Raw genomic sequence first — 19,029 nt, 5'->3', positions numbered from 1 at the left:
CCTTTCCCGACGCGCGCCCCGCGTGCCACAAGTTCTCTTCTTACGCCGTCTTGGATATCAGGGCAGCAAGTTCACCACGGGACTGGATGTTCAGCTTCCGGTAGATGTTGCTCAGGTGGTACTCGACGGTCTTCCGGCTTAGGAACAGCGCTGTGGCGGCTTCCTGATTGCTGGCGCCGGCGGCGACGATTGTCGCGACCTGAAGTTCCTGTGGCGTCAGGGGGCCTGTGACGCCGCGGCCGTGGCTGGCGGTACCACCGACGGCGAGGATTTCGCGGCCCGCGTGAGCGATCCAGTCGGCCGCGTCAAGATGGCTGAAGATCTCCCATGCCCGCACCAGGTGGCGGCGCGCGACCGCGCGCTGTCGGTGGCGGCGGAGCCGTTGTCCGAAGCACAACAGCGTCCGGGCTAGCTCGAAGGGCTGTTCGGCCCTCTCATGCCAGGTCAGTGCCTCCTCGAAATGCGCCATCCCCTTCGTGTCGTCGGCGAGCAGACCCCGGCAGCGGGCGGCCACCGCCTGCGCCCATGGTTGAGTGACGTCGTCGGGATCAGGCGCGAGCTGGCGCAGCAAGTGCGTCGCGTCCACGGTGCGCTTGGTGCGGACGTACGTCTCGACGAGGTCGTATCCCCACGGCAAGGCCCGCTGTTCACGGAGTCCGGCGGCAAGCGTGAGGGCACGTGCCTGTTCGAAGTGACGGGTCGCGGCCGGTGAGTCGCTCCGTCCGAGGGACGAGAGACCCAGCGTGTGGCTGACGAAAGGCATCATGATGTTCGCCCCGGAGCGACCTGCCAGGTCGGAGAGTTCTGCGAGGCGCCGCTCGCCTTCCTCGTGCCTGCCCTGCAGACAATCCAGACGAGCGACGTAGTAGAGGCCGAAGAGGTTAGTCTGCCGGATCTCGCTGGCAAGAGACAGGCTCTCCTCGGCTGCGGCGCGAGATTGCGACCACTGTCCCAGGCGGAAGTGGAACTCCGCCGCTGCCGCGAGGGACTGCGGGATGATTCCGACGGCGCCGAGCGACCGCGCTCCGGTGACGAGCCGCGTTACCGCCTGCCGAGCACGCGCGTAGTCCTCCTGCCAGATGGCGGCGAAGTTCGCATGAGCCAGCTGTTGGGCGGCGACCACGGGATCGGCGGCAAGCAGCGGGTCGAACCAGCGGTCGAGCGTCTCAGCCGCCTGGGCGCTGTGGCCGGCCAGCGAAAAGACTGCTGCCGCCGTCACCCCGGCCACGACCTGGGACGGGAGGGAAGCCCTTTCACTCAGCGCCTGCGCACGGCGGGCCAGAGACAGCGCCCCACCGATCCGTGCCTGCATGTAGCTGGTGACCGCGGCATCGGCGTACATGACCGCTGCCCGGCCCGGATCGGAGACCTCGACCTCGCTGGCACCCGTCAGCAGATCGCGTAGGGCGGTTTCGATGCGGGTGGCGCCCGGGCCGAGGCCGGTGTCGTCGTCCGGCATGGAGTGCCAGATCCAGCTGTACGCACGCATCTGTTGGATCAGAGCGCGCTGTCGTGGGTCCGCTTGCACGAGCGCCTCGTCCAGCAGGGTGAACATGCGTCTTACATGGCCCGCCAATTGGAGCCCCCGAGCCGCTCTGACGAGCGACCGGGAACGTGAGTACGCGCTTCCGAAGCGCGCCGCCTCCTCATAGGCGCGCGCCGACTCCAGGTAACCGCCCCGAGCCCGCGCGCGGCCTGCCGCGGCCGTCAACGCGTTCGCGGTCTCCTCATCCGGAGCCACGCGGGCCGCGGCCAGATGCCAGGCCCGAGAATCAGCGGCGGCATCGCCCGGTAGGTCTGCCAGGACGGTGGCAAGCGCGGCGTGCACTGATGCGCGGGCGTGCTCGGAGACCGATCCGTACAGAGCTGACCGCAAGAGCGGGTGCCGGAACTCGATACGACGCGCCTCGATTCTCAGTATTCGCGCCTCTTCGGCCGGCGCGAAGTCGGCCAGCCCGTGGCCCGACAGCTCGGCGGCGCGCAGCACGACGTCCCGCTCAGCGCCGGGCGCCGCGGCCGCCAGCAGCAACGCCGCGCGTGTGCGCTCCGGCAGTCGCATCAGGAGGCCACCGAGCGCAGCGGCCAGCCGAGACTCCGCCGGCACACCGACAGCGACACCCTGATCAGGTTGGCGGCTCCACGCCTGGAACAACTCCAGGAGGCCCAGGGGGTTGCCTGCCGCCTCGTCGTACAGTCGCGTACGGACGTGTCCGGGCACGTCGGCGGCCATTGTGTCGAACAGCTGGTCGGCCTCGGATCGAGTTAGCGCCTCCAACCGGAACTGCTGCAGGCCAGCATAGAGACTGTCATAGGCATCGACGGGCCGGCTTGCCATGATCAGAGCGATGCCTTCGGCGTGCAGGCGCCGTCCCGCGAAGAGCACGACTTCGCGGGAGGAGTCGTCGAGCCAGTGAACGTCGTCGATGACTGCCAGGACCGGACCCTGGTCCGCGACGGCTCCGAGCAGGTTGATCACTGCCGCACAGATCGCGAACCTGTCACCGCCCGCCGGTGGGCCCAGAGACAGCGCGCCCCGCAGGGCCTCGGCCTGCTGCGACGGCAACGCGCGAAGGAGCCCGTGCAGGGGCCGAACAAGATCTGCAAGGCCGGCGAACGGAAGGTGGGACTCCGACTCGTACCCACGCGCCGACAGAACCGTCATCCCGCGGGCGCGGTCGCGAGCGTACTCGAGCAGAGTGGTCTTGCCGATGCCCGGATCGCCGATAACGACGATCGCCTCGCTGCGGCCGGCGCGAGCACCGGTGATCAGTTGGTCGACCCTTGATCGCTCCGGTTCACGGCCGAGCAGCAGATCACTACCCGCGGAGACGGCACCGCGAGCGGTCGCGGTGTCGGATGAAGGACCAAGCACCCCGCCCCTCCGTCTCCCCCGGCCAACTGCCTCGCGGTTCGCCCCCAACCCAGTATCCCGGCATGGGTCTTAACACCTCAGCGGTGCTGATTGCTGAGTTCTGAGGGCGAGAGTTGGAGATCAAGTTCGATGACGCAGACGGTGCCTGCCGTACCGAGGGGGCATGCTGTTCGGGTGGAGGACGTCCCGGACCCGGAAGTGGGTGAGCGAGCGTCGCGGCGCACGTACACCGCCCGGTACAAGCTGGAGATCCTGGCCGAGTATGACCGGCTGGACAAGGCCGACACGGGTGCCCTGCTGCGGCGGGAGGGGCTGTACACGTCGCTGATCAGCGCCTGGCGCGAGCAGCGGGACAAGGGCGCCCTCGCGGCCCTGTCCGCCACGAGTCGTGGCCCGAAGCCGACCGACCCGGCGGCGCCGGAGAACGAACGGCTGGCAGGCGAGAACGCCCGGCTGCAGGCCGAGCTGGACAAGGCCCGGCAGGTGATCCGGGTCCAGGGGGAACTGTCCGCGCTCTTGGCGCAGCTCTCGAAGCAGAGCGCGGACCGGCCCGAGAGCGAGCCCGAGAAGTGATCGACACCGCCGTGCTGGAGCTGACCCCGGTGGTGGGCGCCAAGGCCGCCTGCGCCGCCGTGGGGCGGTCGCGGGCCGGCCACTACCGGGCCCACCCGGTGCGGCCGGTGCCGCTGGGCCCGGCACGCCCGCCGGTGCGGAATGCTCGGGGGCAGATGCAGCGCCAGTGCGAGCGAGCGTCGTTGACCTTGTACAGTACGGCCTGACTGGAGGTACCAAAGTGAGCAGTAACCGGAAGGTACTCCAGCGCTTGGCGGCCGTTCGTTCGCTTGAGGCGTCTGTCGTCATCAAAGCTCGGGGTTCACCCATGATCCAGCGGCAAGTTTACTTCCATAAGCCGGACCAGTGGCGCGTGGACGAGGGTAGCTCGCTGCTCGTGCTTCATACACAGGGTGATCACATCGCAGCGACGAGAGATGGCCTACGAAGATTCCCGCGCGAGACGGAATGGCACCCTGAAGCAGAGATAGGCTACCTTAGCTGGGGCCATCCGGATTTCTTGCGGTCTGCGTCACACATGGTTGGCCCACCCGGATCGGAATTGATTATCGCGCGACGACGGGTAGCGATGGAGACATACGTCTTCCCTGATGGAAAGCGTTGTTCTCTCGCGCTGGATCTAGAAACCGGCCTCACCCTGTCCCAAACAACCGACGACTCCTATCGCGCAACCGTCACCAGGATCCGCCTCGATGAAGAACTGCCGGAGTGGGTCTTCGACCTTGAGCCTTTCGCTGACGTCAAGGACGTAGAATGGGACGTCGAGACCCAGAGCGAAAACCGCGCAGGAGCTCGCTCTTCCACCTGGGAAGTTTGAATCTAATCCTCCGCACCAGTAGTAGCTGCCAGGCAGCACCAGCCAATGTCCTGGCCGCAGGACATGTACCGTTTCTGTACGCCTGACGGCGTGACGTGGTTTCGGACTCGTCGACAAGCCCGGCGGCGTCTCCATCGAGTTCATCCCGTTTCTATACGCCTGACGGCGTGACGTGGTTTCGGACTACAGGTAAAGTTGTGCTAACAGAGGAGGGTTCGTCCGAAGTTTCTATACGCCTGACGGCGTGACGTGGTTTCGGACGAGCGCAATCGCGATGGCGGGAAGAAGATCTGGGTCAGTTTCTATACGCCTGACGGCGTGACGTGGTTTCGGACCGTCCTCTACAACGGCGGCGTGGCGCGGTACTACTAGTTTCTATACGCCTGACGGCGTGACGTGGTTTCGGACCTCAAGGGAGACCACAATGAACATCAACGGTTACAAGTTTCTATACGCCTGACGGCGTGACGTGGTTTCGGACGGGTCGCGAGGAGCTACTAGCGCAGCCGCTAGCGGTTTCTATACGCCTGACGGCGTGACGTGGTTTCGGACTCAACGTAATCGCCGATCCGCGAGTGATCCGCGTGGTGTTTCTATACGCCTGACGGCGTGACGTGGTTTCGGACGGGCGCCAAATGAAAGCGCCCGGGAATGGCTGGAGGTTTCTATACGCCTGACGGCGTGACGTGGTTTCGGACGGCGCCAGGGTCTCCGTGCGTGCCGGGATCGTCGCCGCGTTTCTATACGCCTGACGGCGTGACGTGGTTTCGGACATTCCCGCTGTCCGAAATTCTCCGTGTCCGACTCGAGTTTCTATACGCCTGACGGCGTGACGTGGTTTCGGACCGACCTCGGGCAGCCGGAGATCATCGCCGCCATCAAGGCGTTTCTATACGCCTGACGGCGTGACGTGGTTTCGGACGTGCTTCTGGTGAATGCTTTTGTCATCAGGTACATGTTTGTTTCTATACGCCTGACGGCGTGACGTGGTTTCGGACTCGCAGCCGGAACTGATAGCACGGGATACTGCAAGTTGTTTCTATACGCCTGACGGCGTGACGTGGTTTCGGACTCTATCATCGTAGAGGTGGCTGTGACCTGCGGCGTTGTCGGCCGTCTGCACGGGCCACCGCGTTTTGCATCCCGCACCTTGTGGATAACTCGCCGGTAGGCGACGTTCGTGCTGGTGGTGGGCCTGCACAGGTGACGCCCTCGCGGCATGATCGCCAACCACCGGTTTTGTCCCCTTTCGTCCGTGATTTTGCCCGTGCATCAGAGTACGGCCCAGTAGTACGGCTCCTCGGTGACGGTGGCTTGGCCGAGGACGGTGACGTCGCCCCAGCATGCGGCGCATTGCCGGAAGACGTGGACGGCGTCGGTGTCGGGATCGATGATGCCGGTGAGTCGATCGAGCAGGTCAGTGAGCTGGGCCTGGTCGAGGGTGCAGATGAACACGCTGCGTTGGATGCGGTCGCCCCAGATCTGCAAGGTGGCGGCGGTCTGGGCGCGACGGCGGTCCTCGCTGATGTCGTAGGTGATGACGACGGTCAGCGCCATGACAGTCCGGTCCAGCCGGCGTCGGGGTCGTGTACGTAGGCGGCGACGCGTTCGGCCTGCCGGTACAGGTGCCGGCGCAGGCTCCCGGAGAAGCCGGGCAGGGCGCCGCGGGTGTGTTGGAGCATGCGTTTCTCGTAGCCGTCGAGGATCACCTGGCGGCCGGCGCGGGTGAGCAGTACGCCCCGGACACCGTCTTCGCGGCGGCCGTGCTCGGGTCGTAGCTCGTCGCGGTTGACAGCGGCGAGGACGACCTGGTCGACCACCAGCGGCCGGAACTCCTCCATCAGGTCCAGGGCGAGGCTGGGGCGGCGGTCGGCGTCAGCGTGCAGCAGCCCGATCGCCGGGTCCAGACCGGCCGCCGCCGACGCGGACACCGCCTCGGCGGCCAGGACCGCGTACCCGTAGGACAGGGCGGCGTTGATCGTGTCCTGCGGGGGTTGACGGGAGCGGCCCTCGAACGTCAACCCCTCCGGCATGATCGCGCCCATGGCGCCGAAGTAGGCCCGGGCCGCCGCGCCCTCCAGGCCCATCAACTCGTCCCGTTCCCCGGCTGCGGGCAGCATCACGAGCAGTTGCTCGATCAGGCCGGTGGCCTCGGCGACCACGGCGGCGTTCGCCCGGCGGGCCAGCCGGCGCAGCAGCACGATCTGCTTGCGAACCTTCGCCTCGACCACCGTCCGCCCGAACGGGACACACCGCGCCGGGTCGTCCGCCGCCGCCAGCTGCGCCCGCAGCCGCGCGACCCGAGTCCGGCCCCCCGCGCCGTCGGCGTGGCCGAGGAACGACCCCCGCCGGGACAGGAAGACCTGGTCCACGCCATTGGCCAGGGCCCACGACCGGAACCCCGCGCTGACGCCCACGGCACCGAAGCACACCAGCCGCTCGACCTGGCCGGAGGGCACGTCGAGCAGCTCCTGCTCCTGCGGTGACTCGACCAGCACCCGCCCGGCCTCCACTCGGACCCGGGCGCCCTGGATCCCGACGTACACCACCCGCCGGGGCGGTTCGATCACCCGGTGATCGCTGAGGCTGGGCGGGTAGCGAGGGCCGAAGTCCTCACCGAGGAAGGTGAACCCGTCGGTGAACGACATCACCTGGCTCTTGCCCGCCCCCAAGCGCATCCCCAGTTCGGACGCCGCGGCGTCGGCCATCCGCATCGCCTCCCATCCCTCGTCCCGGCTGCCCGCGAGCACCGTGAGGTCGTCGGAATACCGCACCAGCGGGAACCCGGCGTCCAGCAGCCGGTCGTCGAACCCGGCCAGGACGAGGTTCGCCCACATCGGCGCCAACGGTGAGCCCTGCGCCAGGCCCGGCACCGCGCGGATCCCGCCCTCACCGGTGGAACGACGCGCCAGGAACGCCTCGACCAGTTCCCGCAGCGGCAGGTCACCGATCGCTGCCGCGATCAGCCGACGCAGATGCGGGACAGGGATCGATGGGAAGCAGTCGGCCAGGTCGGCGCGCGCCACCCAACCCAGGCCCTCGTCGCGCAACCGGCACACCGCCTGGACGGCGTCCGCGACCCCCAGTCCGGGCCGGTACGCGAACGACGACGGTCCCAGCAGCGGATCCACGATCGGCGTCACGATCTCCAGCACCGCCCGCTCCACGATCCGGTCCCGCACCGTCGGCACGTGCAACGACCGCACCCGGCCGTCGCCGCGCGGCAGCGCCACCCGGGTCAGCCGCCCCGGCCGGAAGGTGCCCGCGGCGAGTTCGGCGGCGATCCGCGCCAGGTGTTCCTCGGCGTCCTCGGCGAAGCGTGTCACGCCGGCCCCGAGTACCCCGTCGGCGCGGTCGTTCGCCAGCACGTCATCCCAACCGGACCGCAGCAGCGGCAGCCGGGCGACCTGCCCGAGCAGGCCGCTCGTGCTGATCGCGGCCTCTGACACGGCTAAGCGTGGGAGGTGGGCAGGAGCCGGGCCGGAACGATGAAGGTGATGGGACCCGCTCCGTCGGCGAGGCTCTCGACGGTGATCTGCGCGAGGTGGGTCCCCAGGTCCGTGGGATCCGTGTCGGGTGCCACCCGCACCTGTTGCACGCGCCCATCGACGGGTGACCAGGCGATGACCGGGACCCAGCTCATGGTTTCGTCGCCGTCGAGGCGGATGACGGCGACGTGGGCGTCGTGGCCGTCCAGGCGGACGCGGACGGCGGAGTCGTTCCGCCAGCCCCACATGATGCTAGTCGGGGGCGGATCGTCGGGTGCGGGGGCGATGTGGACGCCGTCGAGGTCCTGCCACAGGCATGTGGCCGCGGACAGGGGCCCGGCGACGGCCGCGGTCCAGGTCAGGAGGCCACCGGTGAGTCGGGTCCCGGTTTCGGGTCTGGTTGCCGTCACGGTCGGACCTCCGGTGCGGGTGTCGGTGCCATCGACGCGACGTGCCGGGCGAGCAGTTCCTGTGCCTGGGTCACGGTGGGCAGTCCGGCGGCCTCTGCGGCGGCGAGGTCGACGCCCACGGTTCCGTAGCCACGCGTGGTTGATCGGCCGATGCCGATCAGGCCGTCGCTGAGGTCGGCCAGGACCAGCCGCAGGACGCCGGTGAGGACGGCCCGATCCTCGGGGTTCAGGCCGAGGTCCTCGACCACGAGGCGGAACGTGCCGGCTTCGACGACGTCGTCGCTGAACAGCAGTTCGTCGACACCTCCGCCGGTGAACCGGTCGAGGGTGACGTGGTGACGCTCGCGTGTGACGACGTTCTCGATGGGCGCGTCAAGAACCCGCAGCCTGGCTCGCCCGCCCACCGATCCGCCGTTTGCGGGGCCGCCGCCGTGGCCGAAGGTGCGGCAGGGCAGGCAGGTGCCGCAGCGCTGCTCCAGGCAGGCGAACCGCTCGATCTCCTCGGGTGGGGCGAGGCTGCGGAGCAGGTACTCGCAGCGGGACCGCAGGACCCCCTTGATCGCGGAGCCGGGCACCAGGTGCCGGCCGTTTTCGATCAGCGGCTGCGTCACCTCGCGCGTGCCCCCGTCGGGGCGTGGTTTCTCGATGGCGGCGCCGCTGCCGATCAGCAGCGGGCCGCGCAGGTGTCCTGGTACGTCCAGCAGCACGGTGCGGCCGGATGCGCGGCCGGGGCTGGGGACCGCCGCGTTCACGGCGGCGGGAACGGTACCGGCGTCGGTCTGATGGGCCGCCGAGGCGGCGTGGCCCGGTTCGGGGTGGCGGACGGCGACCTGGGTGAACAGCGCGGGTCCCCCTGCGGTGACCCAGGTGAGCAGGTTGTCGGGATCGTGGAGGTCAAGGACCCCCCACCGCAGGTTCTCCACGTCGCAGCAGCCGCGGCCCCGGGTGATGCCGCGTCCGATGAGTGGGCGCCACCGGGAGATGACGCCGAGCAGTTCGTCGCGGTCGGTGGGGGTGGCGCCGTGCCAGCGGGTGAAGACCTCGAACCGGGCGCCGGCCGGCAGCATCTGATCCGTGCGCAGGGTGTGCACGCGGGCGGCGGCGCGACGGCGGTCGATGGCCGTGGCGGTCCTGGTGAGGACTTCCACGGCCTCCGGCGCTACCGGTTCGCCGCGGTCGTCGATCAGCCGCGAGCCCAGCACCCACAGGCGGCTGGCGACCGCGTCGACGTCGTCCCCTCCCGTCCCGGGCGGGAGCAGGTGGCCGAAGACGGCGTCGGCGCGGTCTTCGCCGACCTGGTCCCGGTAGGCCTGGCGCAGCGCTCCTGCCAGGGAGGTCGCCGGCAGATGCGGCAGTCCGCGATGGTCGGTGTCCAGGATGGCGTCCACCTCGTCCCGGCGATTGGCGCCGGGCACCGTGACGCCGCCAGGAGCGGTCAGGCACAGGTGGAAACGGATCAGGGTCACGGTGGCGGGTGCGCGAGTCATGTGCTGCTCCAGTGGTCGTGGAGCAGGCGGATGACGGTGCCCGGTTGGTCCACGAGCTCGAGCAGCCGCCGCGCGGCGTCGGTCTCGTGCGTCGTGGGGGTGCGGTCCGTAGGCTCGGGATTGAGGATGCGTTCGGCCAGGGTGACGAGGGCGGTGCGCGCCTGCTGATCACCGCTGGCGACCCGGCCGAGCTGCGTCAGGATCCGGGTCCAGGTGTTCTCGTTCAGCGTGAGGCTGAGCACCCGGGCGTAGGCGTTGACGGTGCGGGCCTCCCGTTCACGTCGCTGCTTCGGTGACTCGGCCGGCTGGTACACGGCGCCGAGGTCGCCGTAGCCCTCATGGCGGCGCAGTCCGAGGCCACGCTCACCGAGCGCCGCCACTGCGGCGTCCGTGACGGGCGCATCCGCTCGGACCACGTACGTGGATCCGGCGGCCACGGCCAGTTCCATGGGCTTGGGCAGTCCGCTTGCGGCGTGCCATCCGCCGTGACGGTCCCAGCGGACCCACGACCGTTCCACCTCGACCGTGGTGTCGGTGGGCAGGTCGAGGGCCTGGCGCAGGTCGCGGGGATGGGGCTGGGCGAGTGGCCTGCCGACGTCGTCCACGAAGACGGCGGGCCCGCGCAGGCGCAGCACGATGCGCCCGTCCCGGCGCCGCTGTGGACTGGGAGGTCGTGCGGTGCGGTCGATGGCGATGTCGGCGCGGCCGTGGGTGGTGCGCCGACCCCCGATCCGGATCGGCCCGAGGTCGGTGAGGACGTCCAGCAGGGCCGGGTCGCGGCTGATGACGTGGCCGGTGAACGTCTGCCGAGCATCGAGTGAGTCACGGGCGAACAGGTGGCGGTGGCGGGCCACATCACCGGGACCGATGCCGACGCTCATCCGGCGGCGGGCGGCGGCCGGGTTGGTGAGTCCGTGCCGAGGTTCGAGTTGGACGCCGCAGTCGGGGCACGCCGGAGTCGCGGCGGGATCGGCGGCCAGGTCGACCTCGGCGGCCTCGCACACCTCGGGAACCCGGTACTTGTGCCCGACCACGGACAGCGGGATGAACCCGTCGCCGGCGAACAGGGGCGCGAATCTCACCTGCCCTTCGAACAGCGCCAGGAACTCCTCCCGCAGCCTGCCGGACGGGGCGACCGGGCCGTGCCGCGCGATCCACGCGGCGGCGAACGCGCCGCGGACCGCCGCGCCGGTGAGGTGGTGGTGGCTGCTGCGGACGAAGTCGCTGCGGGCGCGATCGGTCAGCAGCGCCGGCTGGGTGAGGGTCACGGTGAGCCTCGCCATCACTGCTGCCCTTCCCCGTCGGCAGTTTCCAGCACACGGGTGACGTCGGCGGCGGTGACGGGTCCGTCCGCGGGCGTGATGCTGACCCAGCCGAGCCCGCGACGCCGCCAGGAGCCGAGCCCGTGGACGGCGCCCGCGCTGACCTTCAGCAGCGCAGCGTGGAACTGCTCGTCCCGCGGGTCCAGCCGCCGCACGCGCTCCACCGTGAAACCCGCGGCCGGGACCCAGGCGTGCTCTGCCAGGGCGAGGTGGTCGGCCCTGGCGGTGTGTGTCTGGGGGTCGATCGCGACGCGGTGGCGGGTGGCTCGGGACCAGTGGGTGTCGCCGCCGGGCACCGCGCCGGTCCATGACCAGGCGGCCGGGGTGCGGGTGCTGCCGAAGACCGCCCCGATCAGGCAATGCTCGGCGCCGAGCAGGCGGGTGGCGGCGGCCCGCATCACGCCCTTGAGGCTGTCCGCGGGAAGCGGGTCCGACAGGTCCGTGGCGAGGTCCACGCCGTCGACGGCGTGGGCGCCGCCGACTCGGAAGGGGGTGTGGAACCGGACGGTGAACTCCAGGGTCGTCACACCGGCCTCCCCGAGTCCACGCCGTCCGCGCCGTCCGGGTCTGCTTCGCCGGTGGCGTTCGACGGTTCCGCGCGCCACCAGCGGGCGACGTCGAGCAGGTTCCGCAACTCGTCCCGGGCGTCGGCGTTGTCGGTGAGTTCGGTGCGCAGGAACGCGGGGGTCATCGCCTCGGCCTGCGCCGTTGACAGGCCCGTCACGGCGGCGACCGCGTGACGTGCGGCCCGCACGACCCGGTCGTCGTTGCGATCGACCACGCGACGGGCGAACGCCTGCTGCGGCGTCTCGGCCCCGTCCCTCGGCGTCCTGACCGCGCCCATCGTTCCGGCCGGGTCACGGCGGAGGCAGGCCCGGTGCTGGTCGATGAGGGTGTGCAGATGCGAGCGAGGGGTCGACGCCAGCCCGTCCAGGACGTGGGCGCTGGCGTTCAGCCAGTCGAGGTCGCGGGCTCGGCGGTGCGGGCCGGCGGCGGCGCCGTCGGCGGTGACGTCGAGGAACGAGATCGCCGGTGCCCGGCCCTCGAACTGGTTCTTGGCAGCCTTCAGGCGACCCGCGGCGAGGGTGACGACCTCGGAGAACGGGTGCGTGTAATGGTGGAAGACGAGGCCCGCGGACAGGGTCGGGATGTCCTCGGGGTCCAGGCCCCAGCCCTGCGCGACGCCGGCGAGCTGGGCCGAGAACGCGGCCAGCAACCGCCGCGCGAACCGCCAGCCGTCCGCCGCCGGAACGCTGACCATCAGGTCGTCACCCCCGGCGAGATGGGTCAGGACGGGGGGACGCTTCGGATCTCGACAGGCCGGCGGGTCCAAGAACGTGTCGACCACGGCGCGGCCGAGAGCAGCGAGCGTGGCCTCATCCAGCGCGGTGACGATCTCCGACTTGTCGGGCCGGCGCGGCGCCCCGACAAGGTCGCCGGTACGTCGCGACCGGGTCCGCGGCGCGGGTCGATCCACCGCATCGGCCCGGCCGACCGCGGAGCGCAGGAACGCGCCGACCCGGTTCCCGTCGGCGTAGATGAGGGCCAGGTGCGTGTCAGCGGCCTGGACGCCCTCGGCCGCGGCGGGCAGGGCCGCTGCACCACGTGCGGGACGGTCCGTGACCTGGCGCAGGAAGTCGTCGGGGAAGTTGACGTCGTGGCCGAGGGCGTGAACGGCGTCCTGCATGCGGCGCTCCGGGCGCGACATCCGTGCGAGCCGGTCACCCTTCGTGCCGCCCGCGGCGTCGAGTCGCGCCACGCACTCGTCGCACAGGTCCCGGGCGGGCTCGCCGCCGACGATGACGACGCCGGCATGCCGGGCCGGCGCCATCAAGCAGGCGTCGCAGGGTTTGGCCAGGAACGACTCCGGCGCGGCAGCGGGGGCCTCGACGATGAACTCGCCGCGTTCTCGCGCGGCGGCCAGGCGCGGGTACGCCTCCACGTACGTGGCTGCCCGAGCGGCCACGGCCCGCATGGACAGGTGCGGCATCCGCCGTCGCAAGTGGGTCACAACCGCCACCGCCACCTCCCGCGGATCCGGAGCGGCGTCCGAGGCCACCGCGACGCCATCGGCGGGGTCGGTGACGTCGGTGACGTCGGTGACGTCGGTGACGTCGGTGACGTCGGTGACGTCGGTGACGTCGGTGACGTCGGTGACGGCCGTGACGTCGGTGACGTCGGTGACGTCGGTGACGGCCGTGTCGTCGGTGACGGCCGTGACGGCCGTGACGGCCGTGACGGCCCAACGCACGGACACGACACCGTCGATGCGGCCGGCTTCGGTGTTCTCGGCGACCGGCGGCGGGAGCACACCCGAGTCGGGCGTCACGGCCTCTTCGGTGCTCTGGGTCAGGAGCACGGAGGCGCCGCGGCGCAGCTTGAGGCTGGGACTGCGGCCGAGCCAGTCCTGGATCCGGACGGCGGCGACGTCGACGTACCAGTTCTCAGGCCGAACCCGGGCGACGGGCACGGAGGTCGAGGGCGTCGTCGTGGAGCCTGCGGATCCTCCCGGCGCCGTGTGGCGCCCAGCGGTGCCGCGGGCCGCCGAGCGTTTGGCCTGGAGTTCGGCCTGCTGCTGTTGCGCCGACTTGCCCTGGCGCTTCTTCCGCTTCGCGCTCATCCGGCGTCTCCGTCGGGGCGTCGCGTCACCTGTGGTCGGATCCAGTGGGCCGCGGGCGGTTCGTGCGGCCGTGCCAGGGGGACGATCGGCTTGCCGAAGAACTCGTAGGACTTGTCGAAGTCCTCCTCGCCGGGGTTGCCGGTGTCCCCGGCCGGGTACCACACCTGCGCGTCAGGGAACCGGTCGTAGGTCAGCGCGGCCCGCAGGTCCTCCCAGACCGCCCGGGCGTCGTCGGTCGCGACGCCGGGATCGACGTCGGGATGCTCGGCGGAGTCAGGGGCGGCGCCGACCGTGGCGCGGAAGCGGGCGACGCACTCGTCCAGGTCCGGGACAGGAGCCGGAGGGCCGTCCGGGTCCGGCAGGTAGCGCGCGCGGGCGTCCTGCACCCTAATGGCGGTCACGGTGATCTCCACGCTGCCGAACCCGAACGGCCGGCCACCGCCGACGCTCGTCACGAGACGATCCCCTGGCCACAGTCGCCGCGGGTCGATGGCCGCCACCAGGGAGCCGAGCTGCGCGGGGGTCACGTTGTCGACGTACACGCGCGCGGTGAACGTCGCTCCCGCCTCGATCAGCGTGACCGTCTCGGTCAGCTCGCCGTTGTCGTGATGAGGCCGCTTGCGTCCGCGGACCCGGCCGTGCTCCGGCGCCGGGTCGGCGGTGCGCCAGTAGAACTTTCGGCCGCTGATCCGCCGCGGCCCCGTCGCGCGGGAGTCCAGGTCCGATCCCCACGCGTAGGCGGGGACCTGCTTGTCCGTGGCGAGCAGCTGGTCTTCGGGGATGCCGCAGTGGTCGAGGTAGAACTGCCCAGCGCTGGGCTTGGGTGAGGCGAGCGGCGCGCGCTCCCAGGCACGCGTGCTGACTGCACCCGCTGGTGTCGCGTCGTCGATGCGCACGTGCCCCCGGTACGACCTCTGCCGCGACCCCGCGGCGTCCTCGCGGGCGTCGTCGCGGCGATCGCTACCGGCGGATCCGAACAACCGGCACGACGGGCACAACCGGTCCGGCTCGGTGCACGGACGGGCGTCTCCGATCCGCTCACCCAGCACCGGACCGCCCCGGTGGCGCCACAGGTGCGACAGCCGCAGCTCACCCACCCGGTCGCCGTCACCGGACGAGGACGAGGACCGGCGGAACCGGACCGGCTGGCCGACGTGCACCCGGTCGGAGACCTTGAGCCGGTGGCCGAGGACGGGTCCGGCGGGATCGCCGTCGCGGTGCACGGCCACCATCTGCGCGCCCTGACGGCCCCACTCACTGGAAGCGGGGATCGCTGCAACACGGTTCTGGGGTCGTCGGTCGTCCGTCCCTTCGAGGGCAGCCTTGAACGCGGCACGGACATCGCCGGGTACGTCCAGCGCCGCCCCGTCCGGCTTTCCGGCGGCGAAGTAGGTGACGCGGCGGCCCTTGGACGCATCGGTGACCAGGAGCGTCCACCCGTTGCCTGAGGGCCCGGTGAGCCCGGGCCCGCCGGCCACCCTCACATCATCCGGCGCGACTCCACGGACAGTCCCGTCCGCTGCCGTGCGCCGTCTGCGCAGGACCCGGCGACCGTTGACGGACTCCACCTTGCCCTCGGGGAAGGTGAGCACGTCGCCGGTGGCGGGAGGACCGCCCGGGTGACCCGCCAGGAGGTCTGCCTCGATCAGGACGACGTCAGAACACGGCACGACCCTCGCCGGCAGCCCGGCATGCGGACCGTGGTCGTCGACGGCGGCGACGATGCCGAACTCCACGTTCTGCAGATGGGCCTTCACCGCGGAGTGCCGGTGCACCGGTGCGTACTGCGGGTCGGACGTGCGTAGGCAACCGCCGACCAGCGCCTCGTGCACCGATCGAACCGCACCGACGATCCCGGAGCCTGGCAGGATCACCTCCCCGGTGACCGCGTTCCGCGGAACGTCCTGCCGGCCCGTGGGCGTCGGGAATCCCGGCATCAGCAGCGGTGTCTTCGCGGTGATGTCCAGGCGGAGTTCGCCGCTCAGGTTCCCCGCGGTCGCGTGGTGATGCCAGGACGGCTCGCCTCGCTGAACGCGCGTCACGAGCGGAACGAACGTGTACGGGTTGACCACAGCGGTCATACGGCGACCCCTACCCAACCCGCTCGGGCGCCAGAGCGTCGCCGCCCAGCTCGAGGTGAGGCACCACCAGTTCGTCCTGAAGCAGGTCGCCGGCGGCGTTCGTCACCCGGTTGTACATCAACGGGTACAGGTGTTTCGGCCATCCGTCCGGATCCCTCCCACGCATCAGACCGGCCCGGATCCCCAGCCCGATCACGACCTCCTGCGGCAGCCGGGTGGCCAGCAGCACGACATGCCCGGGACAAGACTCCGCCTGCTCGGCGACCCACCGCGCGACCCGGTCCGCGATCGTCTCGAACGCCTCCCAAGGCAGCCACCGGTCCGCGGCCGGAGTGTCCGGGCCCGGCAACAGCGACCACTCGCGCACCTTCGCCTCGTGCGTCCCGGGCCGCAGCCGGTTCGCAGGTCCGCCGTCGTGGGCGCGGACTCGGACCTGACCGTTCGGCAGCCCCCGAGCCGGGATCCCCCCGATCGGGCCAGGGATAGCCCGAGCGATCAACAACAGCACCCGATCACCACCCTCCGGCGCCGTCGCGGCCTCGGCCGCGACCGCAGCCTGCGCCTCGGCCTTCGTCATCGAGACCTGCACCACCGGCGCCGGATCGATCACCAGGCGGCAGGTCCCGGCGGCGGCGGAGTTGAGCGCATGCCCCGGGGCCAGCGTCGTCAGCCGCTCCCCGGGAACCGTCAGGAACGTGTGTGCTCGATCCGTCGGCCGGAACTCGGGATTGATCCCGCCGGCGCCGAAGCTCGGCCGCTGACGCACCCGCAGCACCACGCCGCGCCGCCCGTACGTGGCGCGCATCCCGAAAGCCATCGCCACCGACCACGGCGCCCACACGAAGACGGCGTTGTGCGTGACCTGGTCGTCGTTGTAGTGAACCGCCCAGAACGACCGCACCAGATCGTCGATCCGCTCATCCCACCGACCGACGTGCGCGGCGTCCAGACCCCAACTCCACCGCCGATTCAGCTCGGCAGGTCCCGGCACCCGCAGCACCGCAGCGAACTCCGGCGCGATCTGGGCCAGGACCGAGGCACGCTCCTCCCGCAGCCAACTGATGCGTTCCTCGGCGATGATGTAGGCCGTCCCACGGTCCTTCCGCAACTGCTGGACGCGACGCCAACGCCACCCACCGGTCAGCACAAGCGCCAGGCCACAGCTCACCATCGCGAGGGTCAACCACCGCCGCCACAAGTACCCCTGGGGCGGCGACAGCCCGACAGTGTCGATCACCTCGGGCCCCAGCCCGAGAGCGCCACCCAACAGCGCCGTACCCCCCGCGAACATCACCGCGCTCAGCCAGGTCCCGCGCATCGCCCGCTGCGCGCGGCGCGTACGCCGCCGCTCGCGCCGATCCGACAACCACAGCAACACCCACTCCAGTCGCCCCCGCGCCGTGGACGGCAGGAACGTCCCCAGCCCCGCATTGGCAACGATCCGGCCGTCGACGTCACGGATCTCATCCAACGGGAACACCAGGTCGCGGCGCTCAACCGCCGCGAGCGCAGTCAACCGCGAGACCAGGAAACGGCGACCTGGCCTCGGCTCGGGCAGCCCACTGAGCCGGGAACCGCGGCGCAGCCGGGTCAAGGTCAGCCGATGATCACCGACCTCGGTGACCTCCACCGCGACCCGATCGAGGTCGTCGTCGACCCGAGCCACATGCCCCGCCGGCGCCAAGGCCAACCGAGCAGGAACGGCGTCCGACCACGCCGACGGATCGGGCCGGGAAGAGTCGATCGGCGTCAGCGGCTGGACACCATCGACCGACACCGCATGGTCCGTCAGGTTCACTAGCTCGATCCGCTCAGGTCCCGGACCGCCGACCACCCCCCGCATCGCCCGCGACATCAACCGGCGACGCCGGGCACGCCCTGCCGCCGCCGACCTGGCGCGTCGACATCGACCACCCGGCCCGAACCGCCCCCGGACTGCCGCCCAGGCTGCCACGTCGGCTCAAGCGCGACAGCCCCGAACCCAGCAGTCGTATGCGACCCCACCCCCGCGTAAGCGGCGAACGCCAACAGGGCACCGAACGACCCCGCGTCCTCCTCAGACCCGTCACACACGAACCGCATCGTGCCGACGAAACCCGTCACCACCGTCCCGCGCATGGACACGACCTCGCTGCGTCCCTCCAGATCCGACACCCACGCAGACCCACGAGAAGGCTCACCGGGCGCCGATTCCGGCGACAGGCCACGCCACCGAGCCAACAACCCCCGCGTCAACGTCGCCGGCTCCGGCAGAGGCGACGTCCGACCACCCCGACGAAACACCGCCGGACTGACGAACCGCACCTGCCAAGCCCGCTCCCCCGACCAACGCCGCAACTGCCCCCACTGCGCCCCGGCGACACGCCGAGCCGACGCCGCCACGCGAAACCGATGCCGACCCAACCGAACCGGCCGACCGGGCCGGACAGCGTCCAGACGCTCCGTCAACGCGTCATCCAGCAACCGCACATCCAGAACGGTCCGGCCGGCCCCGTCCACATCTGGCGGGGCCAACGCCCACGACCGCACCCGCGCCGAATGACTCCAGACACCCGCGTCGCCCTCCGCGCCATCCCCACAACCAGGCAACTCCATCATCGGCGACTGATCATCCAGCCAGCTCGACACGACCGCCAACGGCGCCATCAACGGCACCTGCACGCCCGCAGGACCCTCCAATAGCAGCCGCCACCGAGAAGGCATCGCACAGAACCCCATTCCACACGGCATCCCCAGCCGCGAGCGGCGCCCAGCCTGCCAGAAAACGCCAGACACTCGCAGGCCAAACCGCGCAGCCCCCACCGACAACACGCCGCACAAGGCCCGCGAACAGACCCTGGCACCCTGACGGCGCCTACCTGATTTCGGACAGTTCCTCACCACTTGGCGCCCGACGCTCGGCCAGCATCCATACGCCTGACAGCGTTGACTGCGTTTCGGACCGAGGAGCAGTTTGGCGAGCACCCCGTCGTGCACGTGTTTCTATGCGCCTGACGGCGTGACTGCGTTTCGGACGATCAGCGCAGACCTGAGCTGCGCGAACCTGACCGGCGCGAACCTGGTTTCTATACGCCTGACGGCGTGACTGCGTTTCGGACGCGTGAACCTGATCGGCGCGAACCTGACCGGCGCGAACCTGGTTTCTATACGCCTGACGGCGTGACTGTGTTTCGGACCGGATCGCTAATCATGGCCATTGGAGTGCCCCAGACGGGTTTCTATACGCCTGACGGCGTGACTGTGTTTCGGACACCAGCGCCTACCTGTACGTCTGGAACGGGTCGTCGTGTTTCTATACGCCTGACGGCGTGACTGTGTTTCGGACGAGAGACCATCCCATGAGGCTTATGCGAAACCCT

General features: G+C 70.3%; 15 protein-coding genes and 1 CRISPR repeat array. Of the genes, 4 read left to right on the top strand and 11 right to left on the bottom strand.

All coding sequences use genetic code 11. The annotated features are described in order from the left end of the window. Window positions 1-40: 40 nt before the first annotated feature. A complete protein-coding gene (locus AC08OU_RS03910) occupies window positions 41-2,872 on the bottom strand; it encodes an AAA family ATPase (protein ID WP_476604374.1) in 2,832 nt (943 codons plus the stop codon). Between the two features lie 174 nt (window positions 2,873-3,046). Between AC08OU_RS03910 and AC08OU_RS03905 the strand changes: the two genes are divergently transcribed. The 3 genes from AC08OU_RS03905 to AC08OU_RS03895 all read left to right on the top strand — a co-directional run bounded on the left by AC08OU_RS03905 (window position 3,047) and on the right by AC08OU_RS03895 (window position 4,262). Next, window positions 3,047-3,445: a transposase gene (locus AC08OU_RS03905; protein WP_476604373.1), complete on the top strand. Its 399-nt coding sequence runs from the start codon at window positions 3,047-3,049 to the stop codon at window positions 3,443-3,445. After that, window positions 3,442-3,651 carry a hypothetical protein gene (locus AC08OU_RS03900; RefSeq protein ID WP_476604372.1) on the top strand — a complete coding sequence of 70 codons (210 nt, stop codon included), beginning with the start codon at window positions 3,442-3,444 and terminating at the stop codon, window positions 3,649-3,651. The genes AC08OU_RS03905 and AC08OU_RS03900 overlap by 4 nt, the downstream gene beginning before the upstream one ends. A 362-nt stretch (window positions 3,652-4,013) precedes the next feature. After that, complete coding sequence (locus tag AC08OU_RS03895) at window positions 4,014-4,262, top strand: hypothetical protein (protein ID WP_476604371.1); 249 nt, start codon at window positions 4,014-4,016, stop codon at window positions 4,260-4,262. 70 nt (window positions 4,263-4,332) lie between these two features. Then, window positions 4,333-5,334: direct repeats of the CRISPR family, unit length 37 nt; unit sequence GTTTCTATACGCCTGACGGCGTGACGTGGTTTCGGAC. A 200-nt stretch (window positions 5,335-5,534) separates the two neighbouring features. Here AC08OU_RS03895 and cas2 read toward each other — a convergent pair. From cas2 to cas6, 10 genes are read right to left on the bottom strand one after another with little or no spacing between them, the layout of a single operon-like run. Continuing rightward, entirely contained in the window at window positions 5,535-5,819 is a 285-nt protein-coding gene (gene cas2, locus AC08OU_RS03890) for a CRISPR-associated endonuclease Cas2 (RefSeq protein WP_476604370.1), read from the bottom strand. After that, window positions 5,810-7,711 (bottom strand): CRISPR-associated endonuclease Cas1, encoded by a 1,902-nt coding sequence (gene cas1, locus AC08OU_RS03885; protein ID WP_476604369.1) that lies wholly within the window; start codon window positions 7,709-7,711, stop codon window positions 5,810-5,812. The genes cas2 and cas1 overlap by 10 nt, the downstream gene beginning before the upstream one ends. Window positions 7,712-7,713: 2 nt before the next feature. Further along, window positions 7,714-8,160 (bottom strand): hypothetical protein, encoded by a 447-nt coding sequence (locus tag AC08OU_RS03880; protein WP_476604368.1) that lies wholly within the window; start codon window positions 8,158-8,160, stop codon window positions 7,714-7,716. Continuing rightward, window positions 8,157-9,647 (bottom strand): RAMP superfamily CRISPR-associated protein, encoded by a 1,491-nt coding sequence (locus AC08OU_RS03875; protein ID WP_476604367.1) that lies wholly within the window; start codon window positions 9,645-9,647, stop codon window positions 8,157-8,159. Before AC08OU_RS03875 ends, AC08OU_RS03880 begins: the two co-directional genes overlap by 4 nt. Further along, window positions 9,644-10,930: a hypothetical protein gene (locus tag AC08OU_RS03870; RefSeq protein WP_476604366.1), complete on the bottom strand. Its 1,287-nt coding sequence runs from the start codon at window positions 10,928-10,930 to the stop codon at window positions 9,644-9,646. The genes AC08OU_RS03875 and AC08OU_RS03870 overlap by 4 nt, the downstream gene beginning before the upstream one ends. Beyond that, entirely contained in the window at window positions 10,930-11,496 is a 567-nt protein-coding gene (locus AC08OU_RS03865; protein WP_476604365.1) for an RAMP superfamily CRISPR-associated protein, read from the bottom strand. Before AC08OU_RS03865 ends, AC08OU_RS03870 begins: the two co-directional genes overlap by 1 nt. After that, window positions 11,493-13,589, bottom strand: coding sequence for a Cas10/Cmr2 second palm domain-containing protein (locus AC08OU_RS03860; protein WP_476604364.1), 2,097 nt, complete (start codon window positions 13,587-13,589; stop codon window positions 11,493-11,495). The genes AC08OU_RS03865 and AC08OU_RS03860 overlap by 4 nt, the downstream gene beginning before the upstream one ends. Then, window positions 13,586-15,670, bottom strand: a complete 2,085-nt coding sequence (locus AC08OU_RS03855) for a hypothetical protein (protein WP_476604363.1) — start codon at window positions 15,668-15,670, stop codon at window positions 13,586-13,588. The genes AC08OU_RS03860 and AC08OU_RS03855 overlap by 4 nt, the downstream gene beginning before the upstream one ends. A 10-nt stretch (window positions 15,671-15,680) precedes the next feature. Further along, window positions 15,681-17,468, bottom strand: a complete 1,788-nt coding sequence (locus AC08OU_RS03850) for a hypothetical protein (RefSeq protein ID WP_476604362.1) — start codon at window positions 17,466-17,468, stop codon at window positions 15,681-15,683. 56 nt (window positions 17,469-17,524) lie between these two features. After that, window positions 17,525-18,265, bottom strand: coding sequence for a CRISPR system precrRNA processing endoribonuclease RAMP protein Cas6 (gene cas6 / locus AC08OU_RS03845; RefSeq protein WP_476604393.1), 741 nt, complete (start codon window positions 18,263-18,265; stop codon window positions 17,525-17,527). 490 nt (window positions 18,266-18,755) lie between these two features. Here cas6 and AC08OU_RS03840 point away from each other — a divergent pair, with 490 nt between their 5' ends. Beyond that, window positions 18,756-18,833, top strand: coding sequence for a pentapeptide repeat-containing protein (locus AC08OU_RS03840; RefSeq protein WP_476604392.1), 78 nt, complete (start codon window positions 18,756-18,758; stop codon window positions 18,831-18,833). The last annotated feature ends 196 nt before the right edge of the window (window positions 18,834-19,029 follow it).

Source organism: Frankia sp. CcMO1 (assembly GCF_977945845.1).
This window is presented reverse-complemented; position numbering and strand designations above follow the sequence as displayed.

Bases quoted from the DNA above. Each gene is read 5' to 3' on its own strand.
- AC08OU_RS03895 (WP_476604371.1), top strand. From the start codon at position 4,014: ATGGAGACATACGTCTTCCCTGATGGAAAGCGTTGTTCTCTCGCGCTG.
- cas2 (WP_476604370.1), bottom strand. From the start codon at position 5,819: ATGGCGCTGACCGTCGTCATCACCTACGACATCAGCGAGGACCGCCGT.
- AC08OU_RS03875 (WP_476604367.1), bottom strand. From the start codon at position 9,647: ATGACTCGCGCACCCGCCACCGTGACCCTGATCCGTTTCCACCTGTGC.
- AC08OU_RS03870 (WP_476604366.1), bottom strand. From the start codon at position 10,930: ATGGCGAGGCTCACCGTGACCCTCACCCAGCCGGCGCTGCTGACCGAT.
- AC08OU_RS03860 (WP_476604364.1), bottom strand. From the start codon at position 13,589: ATGAGCGCGAAGCGGAAGAAGCGCCAGGGCAAGTCGGCGCAACAGCAG.
- AC08OU_RS03855 (WP_476604363.1), bottom strand. From the start codon at position 15,670: ATGACCGCTGTGGTCAACCCGTACACGTTCGTTCCGCTCGTGACGCGC.
- cas6 (WP_476604393.1), bottom strand. From the start codon at position 18,265: ATGGAGTTGCCTGGTTGTGGGGATGGCGCGGAGGGCGACGCGGGTGTC.